We start from the raw sequence: 20,808 nt of genomic DNA, 5'->3' as shown, positions 1-20,808 counted from the left end.
GACCAGCCTTAGAGGCCGGCGCCGCCGATCTTGTAGGTCACCTGCAGGAAGGCGCTGCGGCCCACGCTGTCGAACCAGCTGATGTCGTAATAGGGATAGCTGGCATAGGTGGGGTCTTTCACCGGATTGCTGTCGAGCAGGTTCTTCACCGTGAGCGATGCCCGCAGGTGATCGGTGATGTCGTACTGGATCGTGGCGTTATAGAGGAAGCTCGCCGGGATATAGGCGTCCTCGTCATAGTTCGGGATCTTGCCCAGCCGCTTGCCTTCCACGGTGGCCTTGAAGCGGTCCAGCGTCCAGTTCACGCTGGCCGTGCTCTTGTCACGCGGCATGTAATAGCCGCTGTCATAGGCCAGCTTGTCGATCGGCGTATCGCCCGGATATTGCTGGAAGGTGTGGTTGAACACATGGGTGTGCGACAGGGTGAGGCCGAAGGTGCCGAAGCTGGTCGGCAGGCTGCCCCGGACGGTGATGTCGATGCCGTCAGTCTTCTCGCGGGCGATGTTCACAGGATTGACCGCGACCGCATCCAGACGGCCCTGGTTCACGCCGCCGGCAAAGCGCTGCACGCGGGCAATGGCGTCCTGGCAGGTGGGCGAATTGATATCAACCGCGCTGCCGCCCATGGTCTGTCCGATACGGCAATCCGCCTCGTCACGCAGCAGCGTATCGATGCTGAGATCCTGCACCTGATCGGCCAGCGAAACCCAGAAGTAATCGACCGACACATCGAAATTGCGCGAGGGCGCGAAGACGAGGCCCGCGTTGAACGAACGGCTCTTCTCCGGCTTCAGGCTCTTGTTGCCGTTGCGCTGGGCCACGATGCCTTCATCGGCATAGCTGCAATCGCCCAGATCCTCGTCCGGTTCTTCGGTGCGGCACAGATAATAGTCGGTCGCCGCCGGATGAGTGTTGCCGGGGCCGGTGAAGACATAATGCAGGTCTGGCGCGCGGAAGCCGGTGCCGTAGGCGGCACGCAGCAGCAGCGAGGACATGGGCCGCACTTCCAGCCCGGCATTATAGGTGAACTTGTCGATCGTATTGTCGGCAAAGCTGAAGGAATCGTAGCGGCCCGCGCCGGACAGCTCGATGAAGCTGGTCACCGGAACGCGAAGCTCGCCGCCCACGGCCCAGTGAGTGCGGGTGCCGTAACCGTCGCTGTCCTTCAGGCCATAATAATAATCGGTCAGCGCCAGCGGATCGGGATTCAGCTCGTAGCCCTGGCCGCCATATTCGGCGACGGCGGCAAAGCCCACAGGGCCAGCGGGCAGATCGAACAGCTCACCATTGCTGATGGTGGCCTGCAGATTGTCCGTCCAGCTGCGGGGATTGTAGACGCTGTAGACCGCGATGGAATTATATTCAGCCTCGGTCAGCGGGGTGTAGAGCCGCGCCGGATCGGCGTCGTAGATCGCATAACCGGTGTCCGGATCGACACCCAGCTGCTCGCCCAGGAACAGGTCGTTCGCCTTGGCGGCGATGATCTGCGGGAACTTCACGCGCGAGCGATACTGGCTGTGGTTGAACGACAGCTCGTAATTCCAGCTCTTGCCCAACTGGCCGCGAATGCCCGGCGTGAAAGAGAAGGTTTCCTGCCGGTTGCGGGTCATGACATTGCTGAATCCGCCCGATTCCTCGGGCGTGAACTGGCGGGACCAGTCATCCAGACGGCCGTCGAAGGCGTTGTAGAAAGTGGTGTCGCTGCTGCCCGAACTCGGCTGGTAGGCCCAGTTCAGCACGTCGGGCATCAGCGAAACATTGCTGACGCCATATTGCACGTCGAGGAACAGTTCCTCATTGTCGGAGAATTCCACGCCCATCGAAGCGAAGCCGTTGAAGCCCTCGCGCCGGGAAATGATCGTGCCATAACCGATCGACGTGGAACTGCCGCAGAAATAGCCGGGGCCGTAATCGTCGAGATCGGGGTCATAGGCGCCATAGCGGGCGCGCTGGGCGTAATAGGTCGAACCGCCATTGAGGGACGAGAGCTTGTCGCAGGTCGCCTTGCCCGGATCGACATATTCGTCATTTTCCGGATCGTAGCGCAGGAAGGTCCGGCGGGAGAGGTCATAGGACAGGGTCGGGTTGTCCGCCGTGCTGTCCTGAATCGAGCGGTCATAGGCCCAGAGCGGAAGCTGGAGCAGATATTCGCCGCCCGCGATGATGTGGAAGCGATCGTTTGACCAGCCGGTGGTGATGGTGGCGCGATGGGATTCGCCGCCGCCATGTTCGGTCAGGCCGATGCGGTAATCCAGCGTCGTGCCGTCCACTTCCTTCTTCATCTTGAAGTTGATCACGCCCGCGATGGCGTCGGAACCATAGATGGCCGAGGCGCTGCCGCTCAGCACTTCCACCTGGTCGATCAGCCCGACCGGCAGGTTGGAAATGTCGGTGAAGTTGCTGCGGCCCTGATAGGGCAGCGGAAAGTCCGCGATGCGGCGGCCATTGACCAGAACCAGCGTGTGATTGGGGCCAAGGCCGCGCAAATCCACCTGCTGTGCGCCGGGCGTGAAGCTGGCGCCGCTGAAGCTCTGCTGGCTCTGCGTTTCGCCGCCATTCTGCGTCACGGCGCGCAGGATGTCCGGCACGCTGGTATAGCCATTGTCGCGGATGGTGTCGGCAGTGATCGTGTTAACGGGTGCAGGGCCTTCCTGCACGGAGCGCGGAATGCGCGAACCGATGACCAGAATCTCGCCGCTATTGGCGGCATCGTCATCCTGGGCCCAGGCAGGCGTGGCGGCCAGCGTCAGGCAGCCGCCCAGGAAGAGCGCGGCCTTGAGGGAGAATTTGCGCGGAACGGACATCGAATACCCCATATATTGCCCTGTAAATCAGTGCCCGGGGCGACCCCTCCGTTTCGCTCAGGCAGAGGGATTCAACAGACGGTGCGGAAAATTTCAATCAATATGTCGATCTTTAGCCTCAAATTGCGCATAGAGAGCATCAACCTGTAACATTTTGCCCACATCCTGCGGGATTTCGGGTGTCCGGTCTGGAGGCTGTATGCGGTTGCGCAAGCTGATCGCGCTGGTTGTGGCGGCGCTGCTTTTCCCCGTTCTCACTGCATTTCCCGCCACGGCGAAGGATCGCGGCTATCAATATTACGTGGTGGGAAACACCGCTGCCCCGACTCCGGGCAAGGTTTCGGGCGGGCTGCTGCTGATGGGCGGCGGGGATCGCAACAATGATGCGATGCGCTGGTTTGTGGCCAAGGCAGGAGGTGGGCATATCGTGGTGCTGCGCGCATCCTATGCGGGCGAGATCGGCGACGAATTCTATACCGATATCGGCGGTGTGGCCTCGGCGCAGACCTTCGTTTTCTCCAGCCGCAAGGCCGCAACCGACCGCAAGGTGCTGGACACTATCCGCAAGGCGGACGGTATCTTTATCGCGGGCGGGGACCAGTCCAACTATGTGCGCTTCTGGAAGGGCACGGAAATCGCGAAACTGCTGGACGCGCATGTCGCGGCGGGCAAGCCGATCGCGGGCACCAGTGCGGGCCTCGCCATGCTGGGAGAGAAACTCTACGGCGCGATGGATGGCGGCAGCATCACCAGCCCGCCTGCGCTTGCCGATCCCTTTGGCCCGGCCGTGACGATGGAAGAGGATTTCCTCCATCTCCAGCCGCTGCACCGGATTGTGACCGATACCCATTTCAAGGAACGTGACCGACTGGGCCGCCTCTTCGCCTTCCTCGCCAAGGCGCAGGCCGGGGAAGGGGCGGACAAGGCCCCGATGTTCGGCCTGGGCGTAGATGAAAGTGCGGCCCTGGCGCTGGACGCCGATGGTTCGGCGCGCATCTATGCAACCGATCCGCAGGGTATCGCCTGGCTGGTGGACGGTTCCTCGCTCAAAGGTTTGACCCCAGGGGGACCGCTGGAGGCGCCGCGCATTCGCGTAGTGGGCATCGGACCGAAATCGGTGCTGCATCTCCCCGAACGTAAGGTCGACAATCCGCTTTTCGTGCGCGATTATTTCGCCAGCAAGGGCAAGTTCGGGATCGTGCCGATGTGGTCTCTAGCCATCCACGGCGGGGCAGGGGTGCTGGAACGCGGCGACCTGACGCCGGAAAAGGACGCTGCCTATCGCGCGGGCCTCAACGCGGCGCTGGCGGCGGGCAGCAAGGTACTCGAACAGGGCGGCGCGGCGCTGGATGCGGTGCAGGCTGCGGTGCAGGTTCTGGAAGACGATCCCCTGTTCAATGCCGGGCGCGGCGCGGTGTTCACGGCGGAAGGCAAGAATGAGCTGGATGCCGCCATCATGGACGGCAAGACGCAGAAGGCGGGCGCCGTGGCCGGGGTCACGCATACGCGCCACCCGATCGCATTGGCCCGTGCGGTGATGGACAAGAGCCGCCACGTGATGCTGATGGGCGCCGGTGCGGACAAATTCTCGCAGGAACAGGGGCTGGAACAGGTCGATCCCTCGTGGTTCCGCACGGAGGAACGCTGGCAGCAGTTCGATGCTTGGCGCAAGAAGCAGCAGGCCGGGATCGATCCCACCCATATGTATGGTACGGTGGGCGCCGTGGCGCTGGATCTGGAGGGTAACCTCGCGGCGGCCACTTCCACTGGCGGTACCACCGGCAAGCGCTGGGGCCGGGTGGGCGATTCCCCGATCATCGGGGCCGGCACCTATGCCAAGAATGGGCAATGCGCGGTATCGGCCACCGGCACGGGCGAATATTTTATCCGCGAAAGCGCCGCCCGCCAGGTGTGCGACCGTGTGGCATGGAATGCCGAGAGCATCAGCCAGGCAGCGCAATCCACCATCATGGCCGTGGGGGCAATCGGCGGCGATGGCGGGTTGATCGCAATGGGCGCGGATGGCACGGCGGCCTTCGCGATCAACGATCTGGGCATGTATCGCGGCAAGGCCTCTTCCGCCGAACCGGCCCAGACCGCGATTTATGCGGATGAAGGCTTTGCCGATTGATGGCTGGTTCGCCTCCGCGCCTTGACGAGACGGACGAGCGGCTGCTGGCCCTGCTGCGCGTCGATGCGCGGCGGCCGATCGCGCAACTGGCGAAGGATCTCGATATATCGCGCGGGCTGCTTTATTCGCGGCTCGCCCGGCTGGAGGATGAAGGCGTGGTGGCCGGTTATACAGTGCGCCTCGGCCCCGCCTTCTCGGGCAGCCGGGTGCGCGCGCATATGATGATAAAGACCCTGCCGCGCTGCCACCGGGAAGTGGAGCAGGCGCTGGTGGAAATCCCCATGGTGCAGGCGGTGTTCGCCATCAGCGGCGAATATGACGTGATCGCTCTGCTAGAGGCGGAGGATACCGCCCATCTCAACGATCTGATCGACGAGATCGGCCTGCTGGAAGGAGTGGAGCGGACCACCACGTCCGTAATTCTGGCAACCAAGCTGGAGCGTTAGGAGGGCCCGAGCCTCGGGGAAAGGGGGTCAGCCCGCGTGGTCGGCCTTGGTCAGATTGCTCGCCACCTTGTTGAGCAGCCGCAGCATGGTGGCCTGTTCTTCCTTGGTCAGCGTGCCGAAAGTCTGATCGATCAGCTGGCGCCGCAGCGGCTCCGTCTTGGCGGCCGCTTCGTGGCCTTTCTGAGTCACATGGATGAATTTGGCGCGTCGATCTTCCGGATCGGGTTTGCGCTCGACCAGCCCGTCACGCTCGAGCCCATCTACCGCTTCGGTCACGGTGCGGGGGGACTGGTTGAAGAATTCCGCGATGTCGGTTGCCCGGAGTGCGCCTCTTTTCTGCAGGCAGAGCAAGAGCTTGGTCCGCGAGAGGGATGCGCCTTGCTCCGCCATGCGGCGATCCACTGTCCGCATGAGTTCCAGATAAAGGTCCGCATAGGCGGTTACGAGATGTTCAAGGTCGGACATTGTTGAGGGCCCACAATATATGGTATTGCCATATGCTGCAATAGCGAGCATCTGGCAAGCAGTTCCGACTCTTGGCGAGTCGTTCGAAAGGATCATGAGACAGTGACGAGCCCCACCGCCGAAGATCTCGGTGCAGACGATGCCGCGTCTGTAACTGAACCGAAGCAGTCCCCCTTCAAGCGCAGGGGAGTGCGGATTGTCCTGCTGGGCGTTGGCATTGTCGCGCTGGTGTTGGGTGCGAGCTGGTTCGCCAATTTCTGGATGGTCGGCCGCTATCAGCAGAGCACGGACGATGCCTATGTGCAGGCCGACGCGGTGATCGTGGCTCCCAAGGTAGCCGGCTATGTCGAAAAGGTGTTCGTCGCCGATAATCAGGCCGTGAAAGCCGGCGATGCGCTGTTCAGCATCGATCCGCGCGATTATCGCTCCCAGGTCGCCCAGGCGCAGGCCCAGATCGATGTCGCCAAGGCCAGCGCCGAAGGGCTGCGCGCCCAGATCGCCGAGCAACTCGCCGCCGTGGACGGCGCCCGGGCCCGGCTCGTGTCCGCAGAAAGCGACCTGCGCTTCGCCAAGATCATTCGTGACCGTTACGAAGCACTTGCCGCCACGGGTGCTGAATCGCGCGAGACTTTCGCGGAAAAGCGCAGCCAGTATGAGCGCGCGGAAGCCGCGCTTGCAGCCCGCAAGGCGGACCTTGTGAGCGCCCAGCGCCGTGTGGCCACCCTGCAGGCGCAGATCGCGCAGGCGGGCGCTCAGGCGGAAGGCAGCCAGGCGCAGCGTGCTGCGGCCGAAGTCGATCTCGGTTTCACCGTGGTGCGTGCCAGCATCGCGGGCCGGATCGGCAACAAGACCGTGCAGCCCGGCCAGTTCCTGCAGCCGGGTGCGCGCACCATGTCGATCGTGCCGCTCGAACAACTCTATATCACGGCCAATTTCAAGGAAACCCAGGTGGGCCTGATGCGCCCCGGCCAGCCGGTGAAGATCGAGGTGGACGCGCTGGAAGGCGTGGAACTGCACGGCAAGGTGGAAAGCTTCGCTCCGGGCACCGGCGCGCAGTTCTCCCTGCTGCCGCCCGAGAACGCCACCGGCAATTTTACCAAGATCGTCCAGCGCATTCCGGTGCGGATTGCAGTGGATGCCGGACCGGAAACCCGCGCATTGCTGCTGCCTGGCATGTCGGTTCATGTCTCGGTCGATACGCGTTCGGCCAAGGATGCGCTCAAGAAGATCGAGCGTGAACAGAAGGCTCTGGAGCAGGCGAAGAAGTAATGGCTTCCGCCGCCACCTCGATGGATGCGCCCGCCGCCAAGAGCGGGCGCCCCGCAAATGCCGATCTCAGCGCATGGCTGGCCGTGATGGCTGGCACGCTGGGTGCGATGATGGCCACACTGGACATCTCGATCGTCAATTCGGCCTTGCCCACGATCCAGGGCGAGATCGGGGCCAGCGGCACGGAAGGCACGTGGATCGCCACCTCTTTCCTCGTCGCGGAAATCATCGTCGTGCCGCTTTGCGCATGGCTTGAGCGATTGCTGGGCCTGCGCCGCTTCCTGCTGATCTCGGCCACCTTGTTCACGGCCTTTTCGGTGCTGTGCGGCATTGCCGACAATCTGACGACCATGATCATCGGCCGTGCGGGGCAGGGCCTTGCCGGCGGTGGCATGATCCCCACGGCGATGACTATCATCGCCACGCGCCTGCCGCGCCATCAGCAGCCCATCGGCACTGCGCTGTTCGGCGTGACGGCCATTCTTGGACCGGTTGTCGGGCCGCTGCTGGGCGGCTGGCTGACCGAGGAATTCAGCTGGCACTATGCCTTTCTGATCAACGTCCCGATCTGTGCCTTTCTGGTCGTGCTGCTGCTGGTCGGCCTGCCGAACGAGAAGATGCGGCCCGAACTGCTCAAGGATGCGGACTGGCTGGGTCTGGTCGGCCTCTCCGTGGGTCTGGGCTGCATGACCGTGGTGCTGGAGGAAGGCAATCGCGAACAATGGTTCTCCTCCTCTCTCATCATCAAGCTGACCGTGGTTTCCGCCATCGGCTATGCCATGATGATCGTGGGGCAATTCCGCTCGAAGAGCCCGATCATCCGGCTTGCCCTGTTGTTTGACCGACAATTCGGTGCGGTGGTGGTGATGGCGGTGATGCTGGGCATGGTGATCTACGGCACCTCCTATGTCATCCCGCAATTCCTGGCCTCGATTGCGGATTACAACGCCCTTCAGGCGGGCAAGGTAGTGATGATCTCCGGCATCCCGTCGATGATGTTGATGTTCCTGGCGCCGCTGATGATGCGATATCTGGACATCCGCTTTGCCGTGATTGCTGGCCTGCTTATCCTGTCGCTCAGCTGCTGGGTGGATACGGCGCTCACTGCCAACTCCGTGGGCGGAGATTTCGTGGACTCCCAGTTGCTGCGTGGCGTGGGAACGGTGCTGGCCTTCCTCTTCCTCAATCAGGCGGCGATCTCTTCCGTGCCGCCGCAATATGCGGGGGATGCGTCCGGCCTGTTCAATGCGGCGCGTAATATTGGCGGCTCCTTTGCCCTGGCTGCCATTGCCACGGTGCAGGAACAGCGCCTGTGGTTCCATTCGCGCCGCATCGAGGAAACGATGCAGGCCAACAGCGTTGCCGTGCAGGAGCATGTTTCCGGCATGGCGCAGATGCTGGGCGGGCCTGAAGCGGCCTTGCGCGCCATTTCCGGCTCCATCACCCGCGAGGCGCTGGTGATGACTTATAACGACATGTTCTGGCTGCTCGCGGTGGGCATCCTGATGGTCACTCCGCTTGTCCTGCTGCTGAAGCCGCTGCCCAAGGACATTTCCGCCGCTCCGGCCCATTGAGATAACAGATGCGATATTCGAACCGCTACCTGATCCTTCCCGCCCTGCTGAGCCTCGGGGCCTGCACCGTCGGGCCGAATTATGCCGGGCCGCCTGCGCTGGGCTCCGCTTCGGGCGGGGACGGTTATGTGCGCGGCGTGAGCGACTTCGCGCAGGCCGAGCCGGCTCTGGCCGACTGGTGGACCGCGCTGGGCGATCCCGTGCTGGACGAGTTGGAAAAGCGTGCCCTGGCGGGCAATCCCGACCTGGCCGCGGCGCGCGCCCGCATCGGGCAGGCACGTGCGGCGCTGGCCGTGGAAAAGGCGGGCAGCAAGCCGTCGGTTTCAGCGATGGGCGTTGCCGCCCATGTCCGTATCCCCGATCTCGGCGGCGGCTCGCAGGAAGGCGATACTGCCACGACCGAGCAATCGGGCGGGACGACTTCTACCAATATCTTCAATCTGGGCCTCAACGCTGCCTGGGAAATCGATCTTTTCGGCGGACAGCGGCGCAAGGACGAGGCTTCCCGCGCTGAACTGGCGGGCGCGGAGGCGAGCGCGCAGGACGCGCGGGTCAGCCTGACATCTGCCGTTGCCAGCGCCTATCTCGAATATCGCGATCGCCAGCAGCGGCTCGACCTTGCGCAGGCGGCCGTGAAGCAGCGCAAGGAACTGGCGGATTTCGCCCGCCAGCGTTTCGAGCTGGGGGCGGGGACTTCGGTGGAAGTCGAACGCGCCCATTCCGCGCTGGAACAGGCACGCCAACAGGTCGCGCCGCTCAAGGCCCAGGCGGATAGCTATGCCAATGCGCTGGCCATTCTTGCGGGCGAAGTGCCGGGGGCGGTCGATCCCCTGCTGGAACGCCCAGCAGCCATTCCGCTGCCGCCCGCCAGCATTGCCGTGGGCAATCCGGCAGACCTGATCCAGCGCCGGCCTGACATCCGCGTGGCGGAGCGTCGTCTGGCCGCGGAGACGGCGCGGATCGGCGTTGCCGAAGCCGCTCGCTTCCCGCGTCTGAGCTTCATGGGCATCCTGGGTATCGGCGGCAGCCGGGTGGAGGATCTCACGCATCTTGACGATTTCACCGCCATCGCCGCGCCGATGCTGCAGTGGAACGTGCTCGATTTCGGCAAGGCCAAGGCGCAGGTTGGCCAGGCCGAGGCCCGACGCGATCAGGCAGAGGCGATGTATCGCGGCACCGTGCTTGGCGCCCTGCGGGATGTGGAGGATGCGCTGGCAGCCTTCCGAGCCTCGCGCGAGACAGTGGCGAGCCTTGCTCGCGCGGAAGCCAGCGCGGCCAGGATCGAGGAACTGGAACGCCAGCGCTTCGATCTGGGCGCAAGTGGCAAGCCCGCATATCTGGAGGCGGAACTGGCGCATAATGCCGCGCAGCAATCGCTTACTCAGGCCCGCGCGCAGCTGACGATCGATTTCATCACCTTGCAGAAGGCCCTTGGGCTGGGCTGGTCGGAAGCCAACTGAATTCAAAGGATAGGTTTTGAAATTGGGTGCAGTCGGCCACTGCCGGCTGCACCTGCGCACTGTCGGTCCGGTAACGATATGGACTGTGTAACATGTGTAACACCCCCAATTACCGTAAATAACTTACCTGCCATGCGAATAGTGGCGATCCCCCCGCCAAGGCAGCGTCCCGGGCGGCACGTTGGGCCACATGCCGCGAATACGCCGGCATCGTGATATTCGGTCTTTGGAGATGGAAATGGGGATGGACGGCGTGATCCGCAGGAACGGGTGGTGGTCCGCCGCAGGAATAGCGCTGGCTTGGGCGCTTGTCCCGCAGACTGCCTCTGCGCAGTCAGATGAAGCCGGGCAGATCGAACAGGATCAGGGCGGGGGGATCATCGTCACGGCGTCCCGATCCGGCGAAGGCGTGCGGGCCGATCAGCTGGGCGCTTCGGTGACCATCCTGGACAATGAGGCCCTTCAGGAGCGCCAGACCCGCATCGTATCGGATATTCTGCGCGACGTTCCCGGTGTGTCGGTCAGCCGCCTGGGTGCGGTGGGCGCGCAGACCCAGGTGCGCCTGCGCGGTTCCGAGGGCAATCACGTGCTGGTGCTGGTTGACGGGATCGAAGTTGCCGATCCCTATATGGGTGAATATGATTTCGGTACGCTGATCGCCGATCCTGCGGCACGGGTCGAGGTGCTGCGCGGCCAGCAAAGCTCGCTCTATGGCTCGGACGCGATCGGCGGGGTGATCCATTACATCACGCTTTCGGGCCGGGAAGCGGCGGGTATCAGCCTGCGGGGCGAGGCCGGTTCCTTCGGCACGGTGAGCGGTGCGGTACGCGTTGCAGGCGCTTCGAACGATTTCGACTACGCTGTTTCGGGCAGCCTCTACAACACCAACGGTTATCCCACGGCGCGGGGCGGCAGCCGCGATATCGGTTCCACCAGCGTTGGCGCCAGCGCCAAGGTGAACTGGACTCCGGGCGACAATTTCACGCTCCGCGGCGTCCTGCGCTACAGCTATAGCGATGTCGATACCAACGATAGCGACGATGATCCGGCCAGCCCGCTCTTCGGCTATACGAAGGACAGCCCCGGCGTCCATTACGTCAACGAGGCGGTTTACGGCCTGCTCTCGGCTGAGTTGACCGCGCTGGACGGGCGCTGGAGCAACATCCTGACCGGCCAGTTCGCGGATACGACCCGCAATGGCTATACCGCCGCCGGGCTGGATAATGGCGACAAGGGCCGCCGCTACAAGGGCAGCTTCGTTTCCAGCTTCCGCTTCGGCACCGATGCGATCTCGCACCGCCTGACGGGCGCGGTGGATGTGGAGCGGGAGGAGTTCCAGAATACCTCGCCCTCATCGCCATGGGTTTTCACCGGCAAGCGGAATACCGACAATGTCGGGCTGGTTGGCCAATATGAGCTGACGGCGGGGGCATTCTCGGCCGGAGCCTCCATCCGGCATGATGACAATAACCGTTTCGCGGATGCAACCACCTGGCGCGTGCAGGGCAGTTATCGCCTCCCCACCGGAACGCGCGTGCGGGGCGCCTATGGCACGGGGGTCAAGAACCCCGGCTATTTCGAACTCTACGGCTATGTGGACGGAACCTATATCGGCAATCCGAACCTCAAGCCTGAGGAATCCGAAGGCTGGGAAGCCGGGCTGGAGCAGAGCTTCGCCGCAGGCAAGGTGACGCTGGGCGCGACCTATTTCGATTCCACGCTGAAGCACGAGATATATACGACCTATCCCGCGCCCGATTACGTGGCGACGCCCGGCAACCGCATGACGGATTCCAGGCAGCACGGCGTTGAAGTGTTTCTCGCCGCCCGTCCCATGCCGCAACTGCGGATAGATGCCTCCTACACTTGGCTCAAAGCCGAGGAAAACGGGGTGGAGGAAGTCCGCCGACCGGGCGACATCGCCAGCTTCAATGCCACGTGGTTCAGCAAGGATGACCGTTTCTCCACCACGCTGACAGTCCGTTACAACGGCCGGACGAATGATGTGGCCTATACCGACCCGAGCTGGGTGCCGGTGACGGTCTCGCTCAAGCCCTTCACGCTGGTGAACCTCAGCACGCGGTATGAACTGCTGGAAGGACTGTCGATTTCCGGCCGTGTGGAGAACCTCCTCAACGAAAAATACGAGGAAGTGTTCAGCTTCGCCACGCCGGGCACTACGGCCTACGCTGGCATCAGCGCCCGGTTCTGACCGGGTTCGCCGGACCCATGGTTCCATCGTCGCTGGCTGCGCGGCATTGGCTGCCGCTTCTCCTGCCGCTGGCAGGCTGTGCGCATGTGTCTCCCCCGGCGGCGAGTCCGGGGGAGATGCTCGCATATGAGTTGACCCTGGCCGTCTCGCCCGAGGCCAGTTGGGCAGCGTGGCATGGCGGGGTAGGGGAGGAATCCGCGATCTATCTCCAGCCGCTCGGCGTGGAGGGCGCAATGCAAGGCTCTCCGATCCGGCTGAGCAGCGAAGGCAAGGCTTTCGCCTATGAGCCTGACCTGATCCTTGCGGGGGGCTCTCCCGTGGCGGCATGGTATCAGAAGAACCCCTTCACCAATGAGCTTTCCGGCTGGCTTGCCGGGCTGGACGCCTCCGGGCAGCGTGAATGGCTGGTGCCGCTGGAGCTGGGGGCGGACTGGTCCCGCAATCCGGTGGTTCGCCTTGCCGGGGACCGGCTGTTGGTCGCATGGATCGGTCAGCCGTCCGAAGCCACATCCGCGCGCGATCCGGCGATCTGGTATCGCGAGTTCTCGCTTGCGGGGAAGCCGCTGGCCGCTCCGCGCGAAGTGGGACGGGGAGATCGCGATACGTGGAACCTCAATGCCACTGTGGCGGGCGGGGCAATGGTCATTGCCTATGATGCAGCGGGCGCGAGGGAGGCAAACGAACTGCACCTGATCGAGGTAACAGCGAAGGGCGCCCGACCGGTCCAGCTCACTCCGGATGATGGCAATGCCTCGCTCTATCCCGATCTGCAGGTGAACGAGGCAGGCATCGCCGCACTGACCTGGTTCGACGAGCGAGACGGCAATCGCGAGATATATCTTTCCATTGGGCTGCTCGCGGATTTCCTGGCCGGGCCTATGCCCCCACCGATCCGGGTGACCCATGGCGAGGGGGAGTCCCTCGGCGCCTATCTCGCCTGGAACGGGGACCGGGTCGGCCTTGTGTGGAGCGATGAGGTAGGCAGCGATCGGCACATTTTCGCGCAAGGCTTCAATAGTGCCGGCCAGCCGCTGGGCGCTGCGCACCAGCTTTCCACCGGCTCCGGCAAATCCTCCATTCCCGTCATCCGTGCGAGTGGGAAGGGGTTTCTGGTCGCCTGGAACGATTACGAGATGGAAGAGACGGGCGGTCATGCACAGGCTATCTGGTCGCTCCCGCAGATCGCCCGCTTCGATCCCTAGGCTGTTCGGGCGAGTGTCAGGATTGGGGTGATGTGGATGTGTCACCTTTTCGGATGGGGAAATGCCCAGTTTTGTTTGATGCGTGTCAGTCCCTTTTTTCCCTGTTTTAAGCCATTTCCCGGCGCCGAGCGCGGGCTTGACTGTAACCTTTCGTTTCGGGCTTTCGTGCGCGGTTGGTGGGGGCGGGCACGGCGTTCGCGCATGAGGTTCAGACAGGCGGAGTAGGGCGGGTGCAGGGCGGTCCATTGCATAGGATAGAACCGATTTCGGGATATGTAGGAAAGTGTTTTCTGGCGGAGTGTGCGACGACTAGTTCTTGAAGCTGCCTGTCCGCTCACGACAACAAAGCCGCCGTTGGCCCAGCGCACAGCCTATGGCATTGTATGATCATGCATTCGCATCGAAATCCGACACGCCGCAACCGAAACATCGGCACAGCGAAGCAGGGGCATGGCCAGAACAATGCACTTGTGATCCCCAGTAGGAGCGATGGTCTTTACTGGCTTGATCGGATTAGTGATCATCGTGTGGAAGATCGTGTAATTGCTGATCGAAAGGTTCGTTTTATCATCGAAACGAATACTCTGGACTGCTTTCATCCTTGCACAGTTTACGATGTATTGCGCGTTCTCGAGGCATTGCCTCAAAGTGACTGGGCGGGATTGCAGACATTTGTTTTTCGCCAACCCACACGCAAACAACTCATCCTGTCCCCTGTCTGGGGCCGGCTGCTTTATTACTCCGAAATAACGACTGCCAAGGGGAGACCCCTTGCGAAGGGGCCGGCGATCTTTCTCGACGCAATCCAGGTCGGCAAGCCCCTGATCTGGAGCACATCATTAGATCAAGATGATAGCCTGGAATTGGATCGACTTCGGGCCGATGGGCATGATGTTCAAAGATTAGGGCGGAAATTCAGCATTTCCGTGACAGCATCGTCTGCACGAAACACCCAGCTCCACAGAACCTTTCTGCATGAGATTGGCCATTGGTTCGACTGGTTGACAAAGGTTGAAGAGCCAGCGGCCAAAGGCGGTGTTTGGGAGAATTTGGAGCGGGACTACTTTGCGAGGCCAAAGGCTGAAAGAGAAGCATTTGCGCACCGCTACGCCGATGCTCAGCGTATGCTCCTTGAAGAAAAGGGCATCATTCCATTCGACCAAATTAAATGATGACACTCAAAACAGCGATTTCCATCCTCACGGACGGAGAAACTGATCATCCTAGGCAATGAACCTGCCCGATACCGCCTAGGCAGCATTCACGGCGGCACCCAGCCGCCGTTCCCGCCAGTTCCAGCCCAGCAACAACAGCAGGAACAACGCCGCCGGCCACAGGAGATTTCCTGCCGAGAGCGCCGGGAGTTCCGGAGGCTGCGGTGCGCGGATGGTGGGCGTGCGGTCTTCTTCCGCCATCACTTGCCCGCTGAGCGGTGGCGCCTTGGAAGGCGCATTGCCGTCGGGCTCCTGCTGCGCGGAGGATGGCGCCGAAGCCTGCTGCGAACGGGGCGAGGGCGTCTTGCTCGGGGCGCCTGCCTGTTGCGGCTGGGCAGGGGCATTGCGGGCCACCAGATCGCGGGCTTGCTGGCGCTCTGCCGCTTCGCGAGCATCGTTGCGGCTGGCGAAGGCGCGCAGTTCCTGCGCTGCGCTTTCGATCGAGCGACCCATTGCCTTCTCGAAGGAGGCGCGGGCCTTGGCGATGGAGGCGGCAGGCACGCCGCTGCGCTGAGCCTCCTGCATCACATATTCCAGCAGCCGCCCGTTGCCGCAGGACACTTCCGTGCAATTGACGCCGTGGGTGGTGACGTTCTCCAGATATTCGCTGACCAGCTTGCTGCGGGTCGCCTCATCCGCCTTCCAGTAATCCTTGCGGATCGTCTCGATCATGCGGGCGGTGATGTCCTGATAGGCGAAGGGGGAATTCTTCTCGAAATAGGCATTCATCCCCATGTTGCGCTTGTCGAGCACGTAGGTTTCGTAGGTTTCCTGCCACATGGCATCGTCCACCACATCGCTGGCGGTGGCATCCCAGCCCCAGAGATATTCCACGAATTCCCGCATCGCGCCTGCGCCGGCATAGCCTTCCTTCTGCATCCCCTCGATCCAGGTGGGGTTGACGTAGCGGGAACGGAATTCGCGGCCGATAAAGGTATCGAGGCCGGTCATGGCCGGTTTGCCGGGATCGCGCGTGTCGGTGATCTGAAGGTCCGGCGTAGTGCCATCAAGGCTGCGCACGGCGGAGGCGAGGCCGCCCATATACATGAACATGTCATCGTTATCGAGCGTGCCGTAAAGCATGGTCGAGTTGGAATGGACGATGGTTTCGGTGCCGGAAATCGCCAGCCGGAACACATCGGGCATGGGCTGGCCCCAATAGCCATTGCCATAGCCGTGGCCCATCTTGCGGATGTAGTCATTGGCGAAGCCCGCCTCGTCATCCCACGATCCGCTGGCAGCCACGATGCCGGATGTGTTGAGGTTGTAGCTGCCCGGAGGCTCGTCGAAGATGCGCACGCCGGCCATCTTGTCCGCATCTTCCGGCTTCACGCCTTTCTCGATCAGCGCCTGCTTGATCTGGAGATAATGCTGGCGGACCTGATTGTCGGCCTCGTCCAGCGCCTTCACCTTCTGCACGGCTTCGTCCATCAGGCGAGTGACGTTGTTGAACAGCCCTTCGGCGGCAGAGGCGATCACGATGTCCACGCGGGGGCGGCCGAGTTGCTCCCGCGGGATCACATCGACGCCCACCACTTTGCCGCGCGGATCCCACACCGGCTTGGTGCCCAGCAGGTAGAATATCTGCGATTCCAGCACGCCCTCATGGCGCATGGTCTCGTCCCCCCAGATCACGAAGGAGACCTTGGCGGGGTATCTGCCGTTCTTGCGGAAGGATTTCTGGAGCATCTCCTCGGCCAGCTTCGAGCCCATTTCCCACGAAGCGGGTTTGGGCACCTTGTCAGGATCGATACCGTAGAAATTGGCGCCGGTGGGATAGGCATCCGGATTGCGCACCGGCTCGCCGCCCTTGCCTGCGGGCACGAAGCGCCCGGCAAGGCCCAGCATCAGGCTGTCCAGCTCACGCGGGCCGGAGCTGAGGATGCGCTGGCGCATGTCGTCGGCGAAGGTCTGCTGCACATCGGGCAGGGCGGAGCGGTCCACGCTCATGATCGCCTTCACCGTGCTGTCCACGGCTTCCGGAACCGGGGTGCGGCCGAAGGCGTGCATGCCATAGGGGATGATCTGCCCGCGCAATTCCAGCAGGTAATCTTCCACCTGATGAAGCTGCGCGTCGGTCCATTCCAAGTCCGGATCGAGCCCCACATCCTTGGCGACGCCCAGCCTCACTGCCTGCTCGCGGGCCTGCCTGCCATAGATGCGCGCCAGTTCGGGGTTCTTGCTCTCGTTCTTGGTGTGGTCGTTGAGCAATTCGCTCAGCTTGGCGAGGTCTTCCGTCAGCCCGCCTTCGGTGAAGGGCGGCACCATGTGATCCACCAGCGTGGCCATGCCGCGCCTTCGGGCGACCAGCCCTTCGCCCACCACGTCGACATTGTAGATGTAGAGGTCCGGCAGGTCCGAAATCAGGGCATCGGGCGCGTCTTCTTCGCCCAGACCCGCATCGCGCCCGTCGAGCCATTCCAGCGTGCCGTGCGTGCCGATATGCACCACCGCATCCGCCTTGTAGCCATTGCGCAGCCAGGCATAGGCGGCGACATATTGGTGCGGCGGGGCAAGGTCCGTTGCGTGATAGAGCTTTTCCAGATCCTCGCCCCAGGCCCGGTTGGGTTGCGGCATCAGCATTACATTGCCGAATTGCACGCCCGGCACGATCAGGTTGACGCGGCCGTCCCGGCGCTCGGTCATCAGCTTGCCGTCCGCCGGATCGCCCCAGTCCTTCAGGATCTTGGCGCGCAGGGTGGGAGCGAGGGCATCGAGCCACTTGCGGTAATCTTCCACGTCCACGCGGTTTGCGCCGCCTTGGGCGATCATTTCTTCCAGCTCGCCCGGTGCATCGCTGCCGATATTGCGTGCCTTGGTGGTGATCTGCTCCAGCACCTCGTCTGCCGAGGGACCGGGGCCCCCGATGTCGTAACCCTCCGTCTCCATCCGCTTCAGGACATTGGCCAGCGTTTCGGCCACGTTAAGATAACTTGCGGAGATGCCCGCCTTGCCCGGCGGGTAATTGTAATAGATCAGCGCGACCTTCTTTTCCGCGTTTGGCTTGCGTGAAAGCTCCGCATATTTCAGCCCTCGGCTGACAGCCATTTCCACGCGTGAGGGGATCGGGCTGGTGATGACGGAATTGAGCCCGGTCAGCGGATCGAGCACCTTCTCCTTCGTGCCCACCACGGTCGGTGCGATGGTTCCCGCCAGTTCCGGGGAGGCGAGGTTGAAGGTGCCTTCAAAGGCGGAAAGGCCCTGCGGCGAATTGCGCCAGTCCTCTTCGCTGCGGCCATAGAGGCTGATGAGGTTGAGCACCGGGATGCCGACCCCTTGCAGCACATTGGCCGAGTCCGCGTCGTTGAACTGGAAGAACAGGCCGAGCCCGACATCGGCGCGCGCATCCTTGCCTTCGCTCAGCAGCTTCTGGAAGGCCACGGCGCCCGGATAGCCGAACACCGGCACGGCTTCCGCGCCCCGTCGCTCCACTTCCGCGATCAGGGCGTCGAGCAGGCCGGTATCGCCCGTGTAGTAATTGGCCTTGAAAAACCCCACGGCCACGCGGGGGGCGCCGGGGCGCAGCTTGCCATTCGCAGCACGCCAGTTCTGGAATTCGTCCCAGGTAGCGAAGACGCGGCCGGTCTCGCCATCGGGGTAGTAATAGCCGAAATCGAGCGAAGGCTCAGGATCGGGCAAGGCGTCGAAACCGGCGATCCCGGCCTTGCCCAGCGCCAGTTTCATCAGGGCGAGCTGGTTCTTCGGCCCGCCATGCTCCCAATAGGCGCGAGCGCGCGGCACCCATGTAACGCCCAGATTGGCGAAGAATTCCTCGCTTTGCAGGCCCTGACCGACGCCGAGCACCGTACCGTTCTTGCTGACCGCGCTCACCAGATCGAGCTGCTTCTCCTCGTCGAAGCGACGCAGCATCTGTTCGTTCATGATATCGTAGATCAGCACATCGCTGGCGGCGATCTTGGCCGGATCCACGTCATCGAATGTGGATTCCGCCAGGAATTGCAGCTCCACCTTGCCCTTCAGGTCCGGCCGTTCCTCCATCAGCTTGCGGAAGGCCGCCAGCGTGCCGGGGATATTCCCGTCCGAAAAGACATAGCCCAGCCGCACGGGTGCCGTCTGCTGCGCATGGACGGCAGCAGGCAGCAACAGCAGGGCGACAAGCAGGGCCTTAAGGGTTCGGAGCAGTGGCATTGTCGGCGGGCTTGCCTTCGGTTTCGGGAGTTTCCGCGTCGGGCACATAGATGATCTGCCCATTGGCGAGGCGATAGGCCGCGCCCAGCCGCTCCCCATCGCCCTGTCCGGTGGCGTTGGTCATCTTGTAGGCCTTGATGGTCTCGCCCTTCTTCACGATGATTTCCTGCATGCCATTGGCATCGGTCTTCACCATGGTGACCTCGCTCTCACCGCTCATCAGGTCGCCCATGTTGTAGACGGAGAACAGGGTGATCATCAGGCCCACGATGAACACGATCGAGGCGTCGAACAAATTCGCCACGCCCGCCAGCGGATCTTCCTCGGGCGGTTCTTCCGGCGCGGCGAGCTTGATGAAGCGGCCCATCACTGGCTCTCCATTTCGGCGGCGATCACTTCTGCAAGGTAACGCTGTTCGCGGATCGAGGCGCTGCTCCAGCTCTGGCGCAGCACTACCAGCCCATAGGCGACTGTGCCCGTGGCAAGGCCGATGATCGTGCTGGTGAAGGCCACCACCATCTGCCCGGCCATGGCGTTGAGGTTCCCGCCTGCCATGGCGGCGAGCGAAGTGCCCATCGGGATCAACGTGCCGATCAGGCCGAGGCTGGGGCCGACCTTGACCAGTGCGCGCGGCCCGTCGAGCCCGTGGCGCAATTGTTCCTCATATTCCGCGACCACATTTTCCAGCCCGCCATGGTGCAGGGCTCTGGCAGCGTCGAGCTGCTGGATCGAGCCCAGCATGGCGCGCAGATTGGCGGGCAGGGCGGCGCGGCGTTCCTCCGAAATATCCAGAACCCGGCCTTCCTGCAGCCATTGCTTCAGATCGAAGCCGGACCGCTCCCGGCTGCGTCTGATCGCCTCTACCAGGTTGCAGCCGACATAGAACAGCGTGGCCGCGACGCAGACCCACAGGAGCAACATCACCGGCAGGCGCAGAACCTGCCCCAATGCGAAGAGCCCGTTTTCGAGGACTTCGGAGAAATTCATCGCTTGATCCACATTCCCTTGAACAGGCCGGCGGCGAGCGCCAGCCCAGTGATTGCGAGAGCCCATGCGGGCGGCGGCGGGGCAGGGGGCTGTGTGGCATCCTGAGCCAGCATGGTGGCCGATTGCCATCCGTAGAGGAGGTCGCCGAGCAGCCCAGCCAAGGGCGCGCCCAGTGCCGCCAGCAGCAACGCGATACTGCCAATGCCGATGCGGGTCCGGCTGTTGGCGGAGCCCGGTCGGACCAGCAGGAAGGCGAAGGCAAGCGCTCCGCCCGCCACGGCAGCGGCCTTCATACCGGGAATTCCTCCACCGATCTGCAAGGCCGCGACCAGTGCCGCACAGGCGCCTCCGATCACTCCGGCCATGCGGGGCATCGGCCCTGCGATAAGGCGCCAGCTGGCCAGCAGGCCGACAAGGACGCCGATCCAGTTAGGCTGAGGGTTGAATATCAGGGCGAGGTTCAGCGTGGCCGTAAAGCCGAGGCCAATCTTGATCGCATCGAAAAAGGTCTGCCGGACATCGCGCAGCATTGCCGCAGCCGCCAGCATGGCGAGCAGCCAGATCACCGATACGGATGCGGAAAGCAGCACGGTCAGTTCCCGGCTGCCGCTGCGCCGCTGCGCGGGCGCAACGCGGCATTATGGCCTGACAATTCCGTTCCTCTCGAAGAGCCGCCCTGAGCGCGACTGATGAAATGCGAGCTATTCCGTCTCGCGCGCGCGGCAAGTTAATTACGGTAATGTAACGGCGATTTTACGTAACAATTGCGGAGGAAATCCCCGGAAACCCGGGAGTTCTGAAGCTATTTGCCCCGGCTGCTTGACGCCCGGCGGTGCGGAATTTATGCAATCACATAAATCGACCGGCCCAATGGAATGGTGCCCGGTCCGGGAGG

Annotated in this window: 14 protein-coding genes; 8 read left to right on the top strand and 6 right to left on the bottom strand. The window is 62.9% G+C overall.

What is annotated here, in order from left to right:
* Positions 1-8: 8 nt before the first annotated feature.
* Entirely contained in the window at positions 9-2,804 is a 2,796-nt protein-coding gene (locus H0274_RS07370; protein ID WP_226794265.1) for a TonB-dependent receptor plug domain-containing protein, read from the bottom strand.
* Positions 2,805-3,003: 199 nt separating this feature from the next.
* Between H0274_RS07370 and H0274_RS07365 the strand changes: the two genes are divergently transcribed.
* A complete protein-coding gene (locus tag H0274_RS07365; RefSeq protein WP_226794264.1) occupies positions 3,004-4,935 on the top strand; it encodes an isoaspartyl peptidase/L-asparaginase in 1,932 nt (643 codons plus the stop codon).
* Positions 4,935-5,381 (top strand): Lrp/AsnC family transcriptional regulator, encoded by a 447-nt coding sequence (locus tag H0274_RS07360; protein WP_226794263.1) that lies wholly within the window; start codon positions 4,935-4,937, stop codon positions 5,379-5,381. The genes H0274_RS07365 and H0274_RS07360 overlap by 1 nt, the downstream gene beginning before the upstream one ends.
* Positions 5,382-5,408: 27 nt before the next feature.
* On the opposite strand, the gene H0274_RS07355 is transcribed toward H0274_RS07360, so the two are convergent.
* On the bottom strand, positions 5,409-5,846 hold the full coding sequence (locus tag H0274_RS07355; RefSeq protein WP_226794262.1) for a MarR family winged helix-turn-helix transcriptional regulator: 438 nt from the start codon (positions 5,844-5,846) through the stop codon (positions 5,409-5,411).
* A 102-nt stretch (positions 5,847-5,948) separates the two neighbouring features.
* On the opposite strand from H0274_RS07355, the gene H0274_RS07350 reads away from it, so the two are divergent.
* The 6 genes from H0274_RS07350 to H0274_RS07325 all read left to right on the top strand — a co-directional run bounded on the left by H0274_RS07350 (position 5,949) and on the right by H0274_RS07325 (position 14,735).
* On the top strand, positions 5,949-7,115 hold the full coding sequence (locus H0274_RS07350; RefSeq protein ID WP_226794261.1) for an HlyD family secretion protein: 1,167 nt from the start codon (positions 5,949-5,951) through the stop codon (positions 7,113-7,115).
* Positions 7,115-8,689, top strand: a complete 1,575-nt coding sequence (locus H0274_RS07345; RefSeq protein WP_226794260.1) for a DHA2 family efflux MFS transporter permease subunit — start codon at positions 7,115-7,117, stop codon at positions 8,687-8,689. The genes H0274_RS07350 and H0274_RS07345 overlap by 1 nt, the downstream gene beginning before the upstream one ends.
* Before the next feature lie 8 nt (positions 8,690-8,697).
* Positions 8,698-10,149, top strand: a complete 1,452-nt coding sequence (locus H0274_RS07340; protein ID WP_226794259.1) for an efflux transporter outer membrane subunit — start codon at positions 8,698-8,700, stop codon at positions 10,147-10,149.
* A gap of 244 nt (positions 10,150-10,393) precedes the next feature.
* Positions 10,394-12,361 carry a TonB-dependent receptor plug domain-containing protein gene (locus H0274_RS07335; protein ID WP_226794258.1) on the top strand — a complete coding sequence of 656 codons (1,968 nt, stop codon included), beginning with the start codon at positions 10,394-10,396 and terminating at the stop codon, positions 12,359-12,361.
* Positions 12,362-12,477: 116 nt separating this feature from the next.
* Complete coding sequence (locus H0274_RS07330; RefSeq protein WP_226794257.1) at positions 12,478-13,563, top strand: hypothetical protein; 1,086 nt, start codon at positions 12,478-12,480, stop codon at positions 13,561-13,563.
* A gap of 383 nt (positions 13,564-13,946) precedes the next feature.
* Positions 13,947-14,735, top strand: a complete 789-nt coding sequence (locus H0274_RS07325) for a hypothetical protein (protein WP_226794256.1) — start codon at positions 13,947-13,949, stop codon at positions 14,733-14,735.
* Positions 14,736-14,813: 78 nt separating this feature from the next.
* On the opposite strand, the gene H0274_RS07320 is transcribed toward H0274_RS07325, so the two are convergent.
* The 4 genes from H0274_RS07320 to H0274_RS07305 are packed head-to-tail and all read right to left on the bottom strand — an operon-like array spanning position 14,814 to position 20,503.
* Complete coding sequence (locus H0274_RS07320; protein WP_226794255.1) at positions 14,814-18,926, bottom strand: cobaltochelatase subunit CobN; 4,113 nt, start codon at positions 18,924-18,926, stop codon at positions 14,814-14,816.
* Positions 18,904-19,293 (bottom strand): DUF2149 domain-containing protein, encoded by a 390-nt coding sequence (locus H0274_RS07315; protein WP_226794254.1) that lies wholly within the window; start codon positions 19,291-19,293, stop codon positions 18,904-18,906. The genes H0274_RS07320 and H0274_RS07315 overlap by 23 nt, the downstream gene beginning before the upstream one ends.
* A complete protein-coding gene (locus H0274_RS07310) occupies positions 19,293-19,913 on the bottom strand; it encodes a MotA/TolQ/ExbB proton channel family protein (RefSeq protein WP_226794253.1) in 621 nt (206 codons plus the stop codon). Before H0274_RS07310 ends, H0274_RS07315 begins: the two co-directional genes overlap by 1 nt.
* Entirely contained in the window at positions 19,910-20,503 is a 594-nt protein-coding gene (locus H0274_RS07305) for a hypothetical protein (protein ID WP_226794252.1), read from the bottom strand. The genes H0274_RS07310 and H0274_RS07305 overlap by 4 nt, the downstream gene beginning before the upstream one ends.
* Between the last annotated feature and the right edge of the window lie 305 nt (positions 20,504-20,808).

It is taken from the genome of Fulverythrobacter ferritrahens (assembly GCF_020539485.1).
GTDB classification, from domain to species: domain Bacteria; phylum Pseudomonadota; class Alphaproteobacteria; order Sphingomonadales; family Sphingomonadaceae; genus Andeanibacterium; species Andeanibacterium ferritrahens.
Note: the sequence above shows the minus strand (reverse complement) of the source record. Positions and strands in the feature narration are given on the sequence as shown.